The sequence below is a fragment of the Streptomyces sp. NPDC088124 genome (assembly GCF_040685895.1).
Lineage (GTDB): Bacteria > Actinomycetota > Actinomycetes > Streptomycetales > Streptomycetaceae > Streptomyces.
Genome location: NZ_JBFBJB010000007.1, coordinates 44,781 through 57,638, shown reverse-complemented (window position 1 = coordinate 57,638; position 12,858 = coordinate 44,781). Strand labels below are relative to the sequence as shown.

Here is a 12,858-nt window from a genome sequence, read left to right as displayed (position 1 = left end):
GCACACGGAGGACACGCGGGCGCCCGCGACACGGAGAGGCGCGGACACGCGGACACGCGTAAGGCCCGCTCCCCGAGGGGAACGGGCCTTACGTTCAAGCGGTCCTGCTACCTACGACAGACTGCCCGAGCGTCAGCTCTGGCCGCCGGCCAGCTTCTCGCGCAGCGCGGCGAGCGCCTCGTCCGACGCCAGGGCGCCGGAGTTGTCCGCCGACTCCGAGGAGTACGAGCCACCGCCACCGGAGGCGGCCGGAGCGCTGCCCCCGCCGGCGGGCGCGGCAGCACCCTCGGCAGCGGCGGCCTCGTCGGCCTCGCGGGACTTGATGACCTGGGCCTGGTGCTGCTCGAAGCGCGACTGCGCCTCGGCGTACTGGCCCTCCCACGCCTCACGCTGCGTCTCGAAGCCTTCGAGCCAGTCGTTGGTCTCGGGGTCGAAGCCCTCGGGGTAGATGTAGTTGCCCTGGTCGTCGTAGGACGCGGCCATGCCGTAGAGCGTCGGGTCGAACTCGACCGAGGCCGGGTCGCTGCCGAAGGACTCGTTGGCCTGCTTCAGCGAGAGGCTGATGCGGCGGCGCTCCAGGTCGATGTCGATGACCTTGACGAAGATCTCGTCGTTGACCTGGACGACCTGCTCCGGGATCTCCACGTGGCGCTCGGCCAGCTCGGAGATGTGGACCAGACCCTCGATGCCCTCGTCGACGCGGACGAACGCGCCGAAGGGAACGAGCTTGGTGACCTTGCCGGGGACGACCTGGCCGATCTGGTGCGTCCGGGCGAACTGCTGCCACGGGTCTTCCTGCGTCGCCTTGAGCGACAGGGAGACACGCTCGCGGTCCATGTCCACGTCGAGAACCTCGACGGTGACCTCCTGGCCGACCTCGACAACCTCGGAGGGGTGGTCGATGTGCTTCCAGGACAGCTCGGAGACGTGCACGAGACCGTCGACGCCGCCGAGGTCCACGAACGCGCCGAAGTTGACGATCGAGGAGACGACGCCGGAGCGGACCTGGCCCTTCTGCAGGGTCGTGAGGAAGGTCTGGCGGACCTCGCTCTGGGTCTGCTCCAGCCAGGCACGGCGGGACAGGACCACGTTGTTGCGGTTCTTGTCCAGCTCGATGATCTTGGCTTCGAGCTCCTTGCCCACGTAGGGCTGGAGGTCACGGACGCGGCGCATCTCGACGAGGGAGGCCGGCAGGAAGCCACGGAGGCCGATGTCGAGGATGAGACCACCCTTGACGACCTCGATGACGGTACCGGTGACGATGCCGTCCTCTTCCTTGATCTTCTCGATCGTGCCCCAGGCGCGCTCGTACTGCGCACGCTTCTTGGACAGGATGAGACGGCCTTCCTTGTCCTCCTTCTGGAGAACCAGGGCCTCGATCTCATCGCCCACGGCGACGACCTCATTGGGGTCGACGTCGTGCTTGATCGAAAGCTCGCGGGAGGGGATGACGCCTTCGGTCTTGTAACCGATGTCGAGCAGGACCTCGTCCCGGTCGACCTTCACGATGACGCCGTCGACGATGTCGCCGTCGTTGAAGTACTTGATCGTCTCGTCGATCGCGGCGAGGAAGGCTTCCTCGTTACCGATGTCGTTGACCGCAACCTGCGGGGTGGTGGCGGTGGTCTCGGTGCTGCTCGTCATGTGGGAAAGGGCTCCGGTGCGGACAGTGAGTCGTAGGTACTGCTACGCCGGGAGCCCGTATCGCCACCTGCAAGAACCCGGACAGCCAAGGGAGCGCCGTCCCCGAGGAACTCAGGGAAAGCGCCTCGCCGACCGAGGAAAACGTACTTACAGAGTGCGAGCGCGGCTGCTACGTCTGAGGCGCGCAAGCCCGCAGCGCAACCTTTAGCATACGGGGGCAGCCGGGCACGGTCAATGCGCGAAGGCGCACACCCGGGGCGGAACATCCCATACCCGGCACAAACTGCGTTTGATGAGGCCACAAGGGCCTCCGCCCGCACCCTACGACGACGGACATGATGATCCAAGAGCAGCAGGAACAAGCCGCGGCGGAGCCCGTGGACGGGTCCGGTTCCGAGCCCGGAGCCGAGGCCGCGATCGAGCCCGAGGCGACCCGCCGTGACTCCGGCGAGACGGAGAGCAGCCGCGCCAACCGGGGCTGGTGGGACAGGAACGCCGACGACTACCAGATCGAGCACGGCAGCTTCCTCGGCGACGACCGCTTCGTCTGGTGCCCCGAGGGGCTCGACGAGGTGGAGGCCGAGCTGCTGGGCCCGGCGGAGGAACTGCGCGGCAAGCACGTCCTGGAGATCGGGGCGGGCGCCGCGCAGTGCTCGCGCTGGCTGACGGCACAGGGCGCGCACCCCGTGGCGCTGGACCTCTCCCACCGCCAGCTCCAGCACGCGCTGCGCATCGGGGAGGGACGGAGCCGTACCTTCCCGCTGGTGCAGGCGGACGCGGGGACGCTGCCCTTCCGGGACGGCTCCTTCGACCTGGCCTGCTCGGCGTACGGCGCGATCCCGTTCGTCGCGGACCCGGTGAAGGTGTTCCGCGAGGTACGGCGCGTCCTGCGGCCCGGCGGGCGCTGGATCTTCTCGGTGACGCACCCGGTGCGCTGGGCGTTCCCCGACGAACCGGGGCCCGAGGGGCTGACGGCCGGGGCGTCGTACTTCGACCGCACCCCGTACGTGGAGCAGGACGAGGCGGGGCACGCGGTCTACGTGGAGCACCACAGGACGGTCGGCGACCGGGTACGCGACGTGGTGGCCGGCGGCTTCCGGCTGATCGACCTGGTGGAGCCGGAGTGGCCGGCGTGGAACACCCAGGAGTGGGGCGGCTGGTCCCCGCTGCGCGGCGCGCTGATCCCGGGGACGGCGATCTTCGTCTGCGAGCGCGACTGAGGAGCGCGACTGAGGTACGCGGCCCTCGCGGCCGGCGGCACCGGGCGGTACGCGCCCGGCCTCACCGGGCGACACTGGGCGGGTGATCCGCGACGACATCCTCGGCAGCCTGCCCGTACGTACCGCCGTCCCCGCGCTGGACCGCGCCCTCGACACGCACGGCTGCGCGGTACTGTGCGCGCCGCCGGGCACCGGCAAGACGACGCTGGTGCCGCTGGTGCTGGCCGGTCTGCTCGGGGATGGTGCGGACAGTGCGCAGGGCCCGGTACGCCGGGTGGTCGTCGCGGAGCCCCGTCGGATCGCGGCGCGCGCGGCGGCCCGCCGGATGGCGTGGCTGCTGGGCGAGCGGGTCGGGGAGCGCGTGGGATTCACCGTGCGCGGGGAGCGCGCGGTGGGGCGCTCCACGGTGGTGGAGGTGGTGACCACTGGCGTCCTGCTGCAGCGGCTCCAGCGGGACCAGGAGCTGGCCGGGGTCGACGTGGTGATCCTCGACGAGTGCCATGAGCGCCACCTCGACGCGGACACGGTGGCGGCGTTCCTGCTGGACGTACGGGCGGCGCTCCGGCCCGAGCTGCGGCTGGTGGCGGCGTCCGCGACCACGGACGCGGCGGGGTGGGCGCGGCTGCTCGGGGACGCGCCGGTGGTGACGGCGAGCGGGGTGTCGTATCCGGTGGAGGTGGTGTGGGCGCCGCCCTCGGCGGCCGTTCGCCCGCCGCACGGGATGCGGGTCGATCCGGCGCTGCTGGCACATGTGGCGTCGGTGGTGCGCCGGGCGCTCGCCGAGCGCGCCGGCGATGTGCTGTGTTTCCTGCCGGGGGTGGGCGAGATCGGCCGGGTCGCGGGGCTGCTCGGGGAGTGCGGCGCCGAGGTGCTCCAGGTGCACGGCCGGGCGCCCGCCGCCGTGCAGGACGCGGTGCTGGCGGGGGCGGCGTCGGGCCGCCGCGTGGTGCTGGCCACGGCGGTGGCCGAATCCAGCCTGACCGTGCCGGGCGTACGGGTCGTCGTGGACGCCGGGCTGGCGCGCGAGCCCCGTACGGATCACGCCCGGGGGCTGAGTGCGCTGACGACGGTACGGGTGTCCCGTGCGGGCGCCGGACAGCGCGCCGGGCGGGCCGGGCGCGAGGCCCCCGGGACGGTGTACCGCTGCTGGTCGGAGGCGGAGGACGGCCGGCTGGCACGTTTCCCCTCCCCCGAGATCAAGGTCGCGGATCTGGCGGCGTTCGCGCTCCAGGCGGCGTGCTGGGGCGACCCGTCGGCCGGGGGACTCGCGCTGCTGGACGCGCCGCCCGCGGGCGCGCTGGCGGCGGCTCGCTCCGTACTGGCCGCGATCGGCGCGGTGGACGGGGACGGCCGGGCGACGGCGCGCGGCGTCCGGATGGCCGGGCTCGGTCTGCACCCCCGGCTCGCGCGGGCGCTCCTGGACGGCGCGGCCGAGGTGGGCGCGGGCCGGGCGGCGGAGGTGGTGGCGCTGCTGAGCGAGGAACCGCCGAGGGCGTACGGGGACGACCTGGCGGCGGCGTGGCGTACGGCGCGCAGGGGCGGCGGCGAGCAGCACGGGAGCGGGGACGGGTACGCGGCGCGCTGGCGCCAGGAGGTACGGCGGCTCACCTCGTCCGTGGCGGGCGCGCGCCCCGGGGCCGGGGCCGGGCCCGCGTCCGACGACGCCGCCGCGGGGCTGGTCACCGCGCTCGCCTTCCCCGAGCGGGTCGCCCGTGCCCGGGGCGAGGGGGCGTTCCTGATGGTCTCGGGGACAGGGGCCGAGCTGGGCCGGGGCTCCGCGCTGCGGGGCGCGGGCTGGCTGGCGGTGGCGGTGGCGGACCGGCCCGCAACCGCCGCGTCGGCGCGGGTACGGCTGGCCGCCGTCATCGACGAGGACACCGCGCGGGCGGTGGGCGGCTCCGCGTACTCCGAGGGCGAGGAGGTGCGCTGGGAGGGCGGCGAGGTGGTGGCCACCCGGGTGGCACGGCTGGGCGCGGTGGAGCTGTCCGTGCGCCCGCTGAAGCAGCCGGATCCGGGGCTGGTGCGCGGGGCGCTGCTGGCCGGCCTGGAACGCGAGGGGCTGGGGCTCCTGCGCTGGACGCGTGACGCGGAGGGGCTGCGCGAGCGGCTCGGGTTTCTCCACCGGGAGTTGGGCGGCGGCTGGCCGGACGTCTCGGACGGGGCGCTGCTGGCGCGGGCCGACGCGTGGCTGGAGCCGGAGCTGTCCCGGGCGCGGCGGCGCGCGGATCTGGGCCGGCTGGACGCGGGGCAGGCGCTGCGGCGGCTGCTGCCCTGGTCGACCGGGGAGGCGGCGCGCCTGGACGAGCTGGCGCCGGAGCGGATCGAGGTGCCGAGCGGTTCGCGCGTACGGGTGGAGTACGGCGGGCCGCAGCCGGTGCTCGCGGTGAAGCTCCAGGAGTTGTTCGGGCTGCGGGACACGCCGCGGGTGGCCGGGGAGGCGGGCGTTCCGGTACTGGTCCACCTGCTCTCGCCGGCGGGGCGGCCCGCGGCGGTGACGGCGGACCTGGCGTCGTTCTGGCAGGACGGCTACCGGGCCGTACGGGCGGAGCTGCGGGGCCGTTACCCGCGCCACCCGTGGCCGGAGGACCCGTCGACGGCGGTGGCGACGCGCCGCCTGAACAACCGGCGCTGACAGCACCGGCCGTACGGCGCGGAGGCCGGGGGCGGTAACTGGGGGGGCGGCAACCAACAACGGAGGCCGGGGGCGGAGTTTCCCGCTCCCGGCCTCCGCGCGGTGGGTCAGGCGACCGTCAGCTCGACGGTCAGGGTGGCGCCGCCCTCGGTGCTGATACGGAGCAGGAACGTGCCCGCGGTGTCGCCCGCGAAGATCTTCGGGAGCTGGAGGACGCCGTCGGCGTCGGTCTTGAGCTCCGTCAGCGTCCGCAGCGGGTTGCCGTCGGCGTCCTTGAAGTAGGGGCTGTCGGCGGGGGCGGTGTCGTCGGTCGCGGAGGTGACGAAGGCGGCGCTCGCGGCCACGTTCGGAGCGGCGGCTCCCTGGTAGGTGGCCTTGACCTCGACCAGGTCTGCGAACTCGGCGCCGGGCGCGGCCGTCAGTGGCGCCTCGGCGGTCCTGGCGAGTCCGTCGGCCTGACGAGCCGTCACCTTCGCCGTGTGGTCGACCGCGCCGATGTCCGGTTCGCCGACGACGGTGGCGCGGATCGTGAAGGTGCCGGTCCGCTCGCCGGCCTGGACGACCGGGGCGGTGGCCTCGCCGTCCTCGCCGGTGACGACGGTCAGCCCGGTCCTGCCGGGTACGAAGCGCGCGTCGGTGTCGCCGACGATCTCGAACCGTACGGGTACGTCGGCGACCGGTTCGCCCGACTCGTCCATGGCACGTACCGAGGCGCCTTCGGTGAAGCGGCTGCCCGCCACGGCGGTGGCCGTGCCGGAGCCGGTCTTCACCAGATTCGCGACGACGGGCTCCGGGTCCGGGGTGCCGGGGGTCTCGCCGCCGCCGGGGGCGGGCGGCTTGGGGGTGCCGGGCGTGGGCGGCTTGGGGGTGCCGGTCGGCGGCTTCGGGGTGCCGGGCTCGGACGCCGGCGGCTTCGACGGGGATGCGTCGGGCGTGCTCGGGGTGTTCGGCCGGGAAGACGCGACCGGCTTGTTCGGCGTCGACGCGGACGGCGGGACGGTGGGGCCGGGCGTCGTGGGCGGGGTGGTGGAGGGGCTGCCGGGGCCGGGGCCGACGGGCAGCACGCCCTGGCCGTCCGGGACCTCGTGCGTGCCGTTCTTGTAGTACCGGAACCAGGTCAGGACCGTGTTCAGGTACTCCGTGGAGCGGTTGTAGCCGAGGATCGCCTGGTGGAGGTCGGCCTCGACGGAGAGATCACGGTCCCCCGCGCAGAGGTAGTAGGCCGCCGCCAGCGCCGCGTCGTAGATGTTGTTGGGGTCCTTGCGGCCGTCGCCGTTGCCGTCCTGACCCCAGGTCGCCCACGTGGACGGGATGAACTGCATGGGGCCGACGGCGCGGTCGTGCGTGGTGTCGCCGTCGTAGCGGCCGTTGTCGGTGTCGGAGATGTTGGCGAAGCCGACGCCGTTGAGGACGGGGCCGAGGATCGGCGCGAGCGTGGTGCCGTTGGCGTCGACCTGGCCGCCGCGCGCCTGGCCGGACTCCACCTTCCCGATCGCGGCGAGGAGTTGCCACGGCAGGTTGCAGCCGGGCTTGTCCTCCGTGACGGTCTGTTCCGCCCTCTTGTACGCGGCCAGGACGGTGGCCGGTATACCCGCTTCCGTCGGACCCTTGGCCGGCAGGTCTATCGAGGTGCCGGGCTTGTCCGGGGTGGTGAGCGGCGGAAGCTCGGTGTAGTACGGGGAGTTGCCGGTCACCGCGGTGTCGGGGGACGGCGTCGCGTCGGCGGCCTGGGACCCGCCCGTGCCGGTGGGGATGGCACCGGGTGCCTGGGACGCGGAGAGTGCCGCGATCGCGGCGGCGGCCACGGCGGTGGTGGTCGCTCCTCTGCGCAGTCGGCTGCCGAATAGCGCTGGCATAGGTCGGGTCCCTCCCCGTGGACGGCTGTTCGCGCTCCCCGCGCGAGGACTCAGGCGACCCTATGTCAACTCCTGGCCCCAGCACACCGGTCGGTCGGCCGTTTTCACCAGTTCGCCACCTCCGCGTCGCCCAGTTGTCCGTACGGGCGCGTAACCGCCGGTGGCCGGTCCGCTTCCGCCTGCCCGGACGGCTCCGCCCGGCCCTCCGTTTCGCGCCACCGAGCCCGGGCCGGCCGCGGATTGCGGAGCCCGGGCCGACGGCAGGCGGGGGGCCGCCCTGGATCAGTGCGCCGCGGACTCCCAGTCGGTGCCCACGCCGATCGAGACGTCCAGCGGCGCGCGCAGCTCGACCGCGCCCGACATCTCGCGGCGCAGCAGCTCCTCCACCCGCTCGCGCTCGCCCGGGGCGATCTCCAGGACGATTTCGTCGTGGACCTGGAGGAGCATCCGGGAGGTGAGCCCGGCCTGTTCCATCGCCCGGTCGACCCGGAGCATGGCGACCTTCACGATGTCCGCGGCGGTGCCCTGGATGGGCGCGTTGAGCGCCATCCGCTCGGCCATCTCGCGGCGCTGGCGGTTGTCGCTGTTCAGGTCGGGCAGATAGCGGCGGCGGCCCAGCATCGTCTCCGTGTACCCCGTGGCCCTGGCCTCGACGACCGCACGCTGCAGATAGTCCCGTACGCCGCCGAAGCGCTCGAAGAACGTGTCCATCAGGCCACGTGCCTCGGCGGCCTCGATGTTGAGCTGCTGGGAGAGACCGAACGCCGAGAGGCCGTAGGCCAGTCCGTACGACATCGCCTTGATCTTGCGGCGCATCTCGGGGTCGACCGCGGACTTCCCCACGCCGAACACCTGGGAGGCGACGGTGGTGTGCAGGTCCTCACCGGAGGTGAACGCCTCGATCAGGCCGGCGTCCTCGGAGAGGTGGGCCATCACCCGCAGCTCGATCTGGCTGTAGTCCGCCGTCATCAGCGACTCGTAGCCCTCGCCGACGACGAAGCCGCGGCGGATCGCCCGGCCCTCGTCGGTGCGGACCGGGATGTTCTGGAGGTTGGGGTCGGTGGAGGAGAGCCGGCCGGTGGCCGCGACGGTCTGGTTGAACGTGGTGTGGATCCGGCCGTCGGCGGCGATCGTCTTGATCAGCCCCTCGACCGTGACCCGCAGCTTCGCCTGCTCCCGGTGGCGCAGCATGATCACCGGCAGCTCGTGCTCCGTCTGGGCGGCGAGCCAGGCCAGCGCGTCGGCGTCCGTGGTGTAACCCGTCTTGGTCTTCTTGGTCTTGGGCAGTCCCAGCTCGCCGAAGAGGACCTCCTGGAGCTGCTTGGGCGAGCCGAGGTTGAACTCGCGCCCGACGGCCGCGTACGCCTCCTTGACGGCCTGCTGCACCGCGCCCGCGAACTGCTGCTCCATGGACTCCAGATGGGCCCGGTCCGCGGCGATGCCGTGCCGCTCCAGGCGGGCCAGCAGAACGGAGGTGGGCAGCTCGACGTCGTCGAGCAGTTCGGTGGCGCCGACCTCACCCAGCCGTTCGGTGAACGCGCCGCCCAGGTCGAGGACCGCGCGGGCCTGCGCCATCAGCGCGTCGGCCTCCGCCTGCTCGTCGCTGCCGAAGGCGAGCTGCCCGTCGGCGGCCGCCGCGGGGGCCAGCTCGCGGCCCAGGTACTCGATGGCGAGGGCGTCCAGCGCGAAGGAGCGGCGGCCCGGCTTGACCAGATACGCGGCGAGGGCGGTGTCCATCGTGACGCCGCCGACCCGCCAGCCGTGCTCGGGGGCGACGCGCATCACGCCCTTCGCGTTGTGCATCACCTTGGGGTGGTCGGCGGCGGCGAGCCAGGCGGCGAAGGCCCGCTCGTCGGCCTCGTCGAGCCGCGCCGGGTCGAACCAGGCCGCGGGCCCGTCCGCCGCGGCGAGCGCGATCTCGCTCACGCTGCCGGTGCCCAGCGCCCAGGTGTCCGCGGTGGCGACACCGAGCGGCTGTCCGCCGTGGGCCGCCAGCCACGGCGCCAGCTCGCCGGAGCCCAGCACGGCGCCGTCCAGCTCGACGCCCGCGGCGGGCGCCGGGGCCTCGTCCTCCGCCGCCCCCGGGTCCACGGCGAGCAGCCGCTCGCGCAGGCTCGGGTTACGGATCTCCAGCACGTCGAGGACACCCTTGAGCGCCGCCCGGTCGTAAGGAGCGCGCTCCAGGTCCACCGGGGTCTTGGGCAGCTCGACGTCACGGACCATCTCCGTGAGCCGGCGGTTGAGCTTGACGGACTCCAGGTGGTCGCGGAAGTTCTGTCCGGCCTTGCCCTTGACCTCGTCGGCGCGCTCCACCAACGCGTCGAACGAACCGAACTGGTTGATCCACTTGGCGGCGGTCTTCTCACCGACCCCCGGGATGCCGGGCAGATTGTCGGAGGGGTCGCCGCGCAGGGCCGCGAAGTCCGGATACTGCGCGGGGGTCAGCCCGTACTTCTCCTGGACCTTCTCCGGGGTGAACCGCGTCAGCTCCGAGACGCCCTTCGTCGGATACAGCACCGTCGTGTGCTCGCTGATGAGCTGGAAGGAGTCCCGGTCGCCGGTGACGATCAGCACCTCGAAGCCCGCCGCCTCCGCCTGCGTGGCCAGCGTCGCGATGACGTCGTCCGCCTCGAAGCCGTCGATCGCGAACCGGTCCGCGCGCATCGCGTCCAGCAGCTCGCCGATCAGCTCGACCTGCCCCTTGAACTCGTCGGGCGTCTTCGAGCGGTTCGCCTTGTACTCCGGGAACTCCTCGGAGCGCCAGGTCTTGCGGGACACGTCGAACGCCACCGCGAAGTGCGTGGGCGCCTCGTCACGCAACGTGTTCGCCAACATCGACGCGAAGCCGTAGATGGCGTTGGTCGGCTGGCCCGTCGCGGTCGTGAAATTCTCCGCAGGCAGCGCGAAGAACGCCCGGTACGCCAGGGAGTGCCCGTCCATGAGGAGCAGGCGGGGACGGTTGTCTGCGGTCTTCTTCGATGCTGTCTCAGCCACGCACCCGATCCTGCCACGCCCCACTGACAATCCCGACCGGCCGCACCCGCCGCCCCGCCTCCGAGCCCGCCGCGAAGCCGGCGCCCGGCGCCCGCGGGACGGCCGTGGAAGCCGTACGCCGGGACCGCGCGGGGACCTCGTCCGATGGTTGTCGGGGGCCCGTGACAGGATCGGGCCCGTACGCGAAAGACCCACGCCCGAGGGAGAGCGCGATGGCCAGCAAGCCGCCCACAGGTGATCCGGTACAGGACGCCCCCCAGGTCGCTGCCCCCAAGCACGCGGCGGCGGGGCTCCCCGCCATCGGACACACACTCCGTATCGCCCAGCAGCAGATGGGGGTGCGGCGCACCGCGCAGACCCTCCTCAAGGTCAACCAGAAGAACGGCTTCGACTGCCCCGGCTGCGCCTGGCCCGAGGGCGACCACCGGCACACGGCCGAATTCTGCGAGAACGGCGCGAAGGCCGTCGCGGAGGAGGCCACCCTGCGCCGGGTCACCCCCGAGTTCTTCGCCGCCCACTCCGTCGCCGACCTCGCCACCCGCAGCGGCTACTGGCTGGGACAGCAGGGCCGGATCACCCGGCCGATGCTCCTCGACCGGGACGCCGAGGGCCGCTCCGCCGACCACTACACACCGGTGACCTGGGAGCGGGCCTTCGCGATCATCGCCGAGGAGCTGACCGCGCTCGGCTCCCCCGACGAGGCCCTCTTCTACACCTCGGGCCGCACCAGCAACGAAGCCGCGTTCCTGCTCCAGCTCTTCGCCCGCGAGTTCGGCACGAACAACCTGCCGGACTGCTCCAACATGTGCCACGAGTCCTCCGGCTCCGCGCTCTCGGAGACCATCGGCATCGGCAAGGGCAGCGTCTCCCTCGAAGACATGCACCAGGCCGACCTGATCATCGTCGCCGGACAGAACCCGGGCACGAACCACCCCCGGATGCTCTCCGCGCTGGAGAAGGCCAAGGCCGCCGGCGCGAAGATCATCTCGGTGAACCCGCTGCCCGAGGCGGGCACGGAGCGGTTCAAGAACCCGCAGACCCCCCAGGGCATGCTCAAGGGCGCCGCGCTCAACGACCTCTTCCTCCAGATCCGCATAGGCGGCGACCAGGCCCTCTTCCGGCTGCTCAACAAGCTGATCGTCGAGACCCCGGGCGCCGTCGACGAGGAGTTCGTCCGCGAACACACCCACGGGTACGAGGAGTTCACCGCCGCGGCGCGCACCGCCGACTGGGACCAGACCCTGACCGCCACCGGCCTGGAGCGCGCCGAGATCGAGGAGGCCCTCGCCCTCGTCCTCGCCTCGAAGCGCACCATCGTCTGCTGGGCCATGGGCCTCACCCAGCACAAGCACTCCGTGCCGACCATCCGCGAGGTCGTCAACTTCCTGCTGCTGCGCGGCAACATCGGCCGCCCCGGCGCCGGCGTCTGCCCCGTACGCGGCCACTCGAACGTGCAGGGCGACCGCACCATGGGCATCTTCGAGCGGCCCGCCCCGGCCTTCCTCGACGCCCTCGACCAGGAGTTCGGCATCACCTCGCCGCGCCACCACGGCTACGACGTCGTACGGTCCATCGAGGCGCTCCGCGACGGCAAGGCCAAGGTCTTCTTCGCGATGGGCGGGAACTTCGTCGCCGCCACCCCCGACACCAACGTCACCGAGGCCGCGATGCGCCGCGCGAGCCTCACCGTCCACGTCTCGACCAAGCTCAACCGCTCCCACGCGGTCACCGGCGCCCGGGCGCTGATCCTGCCCACCCTCGGCCGCACCGACAAGGACATACAGGCAGGCGTCCGGCAGATCGTCACCGTCGAGGACTCCATGGGCATGGTGCACGCCTCGCGGGGGAACCTGCCGCCCGCGAGCCCCCATCTGCTCTCCGAACCGGCCATCGTCGCCCGGATGGCCCGCGCCACCCTCGGCCCGCGGTCCCTCACCCCGTGGGAGGAGTTCGAGAAGGACTACGCGACCATCCGGGACCGGATCGCCCGCGTCATCCCCGGCTTCGAGGACTTCAACACCCGCGTCGCCCACCCCGGCGGCTTCGCCCTCCCGCACGCCCCGCGCGACGAGCGCCGCTTCCCGACCGCCACCGGCAAGGCCAACTTCACCGCCGCGCCCGTGGAGTACCCGAAGCTGCCCGAAGGCCGGCTGCTGCTCCAGACCCTGCGCTCCCACGACCAGTACAACACCACGATCTACGGCCTGGACGACCGCTACCGCGGCATCAAGGGCGGGCGCCGGATCGTCCTGGTCAACCCCCAGGACGCCGCCGAACTCGGCCTGGCCGACGGCTCGTACACCGACCTGGTCAGCGAATGGACCGACGGTGTGGAGCGCCGCGCCCCCGGCTTCCGCGTCGTCCACTACCCCACCGCCCGCGGCTGCGCCGCCGCGTACTACCCGGAGACCAATGTGCTGGTCCCCCTGGGCGCCACCGCGGACACGAGCAACACCCCGACGAGCAAGTCCGTCATCGTCCGCTTCGAGTGATGTGAGCCCTTGTGCAACGG

6 protein-coding genes are annotated in these 12,858 nt (G+C 72.7%); 3 read left to right on the top strand and 3 right to left on the bottom strand.

The window, feature by feature from the left end; all coding sequences use genetic code 11:
- Window positions 1-132: 132 nt before the first annotated feature.
- Entirely contained in the window at window positions 133-1,644 is a 1,512-nt protein-coding gene (rpsA, locus tag AB0P17_RS07680; protein ID WP_365808547.1) for a 30S ribosomal protein S1, read from the bottom strand.
- Between the two features lie 338 nt (window positions 1,645-1,982).
- On the opposite strand from rpsA, the gene AB0P17_RS07675 reads away from it, so the two are divergent.
- Complete coding sequence (locus AB0P17_RS07675) at window positions 1,983-2,864, top strand: class I SAM-dependent methyltransferase (protein WP_365808821.1); 882 nt, start codon at window positions 1,983-1,985, stop codon at window positions 2,862-2,864.
- An 82-nt stretch (window positions 2,865-2,946) separates the two neighbouring features.
- Window positions 2,947-5,496 carry an ATP-dependent helicase HrpB gene (gene hrpB, locus AB0P17_RS07670; RefSeq protein ID WP_365808545.1) on the top strand — a complete coding sequence of 850 codons (2,550 nt, stop codon included), beginning with the start codon at window positions 2,947-2,949 and terminating at the stop codon, window positions 5,494-5,496.
- A 107-nt stretch (window positions 5,497-5,603) separates the two neighbouring features.
- Here the strand turns inward: hrpB and AB0P17_RS07665 are convergent, their stop codons facing one another.
- Window positions 5,604-7,352, bottom strand: coding sequence for a lytic murein transglycosylase (locus AB0P17_RS07665; protein WP_365808543.1), 1,749 nt, complete (start codon window positions 7,350-7,352; stop codon window positions 5,604-5,606).
- Between the two features lie 282 nt (window positions 7,353-7,634).
- Window positions 7,635-10,346 (bottom strand): DNA polymerase I, encoded by a 2,712-nt coding sequence (gene polA / locus AB0P17_RS07660; RefSeq protein ID WP_365808541.1) that lies wholly within the window; start codon window positions 10,344-10,346, stop codon window positions 7,635-7,637.
- Window positions 10,347-10,558: 212 nt separating this feature from the next.
- Between polA and AB0P17_RS07655 the strand changes: the two genes are divergently transcribed.
- Window positions 10,559-12,838 (top strand): FdhF/YdeP family oxidoreductase, encoded by a 2,280-nt coding sequence (locus AB0P17_RS07655; RefSeq protein WP_365808539.1) that lies wholly within the window; start codon window positions 10,559-10,561, stop codon window positions 12,836-12,838.
- Window positions 12,839-12,858: the final 20 nt, after the last annotated feature.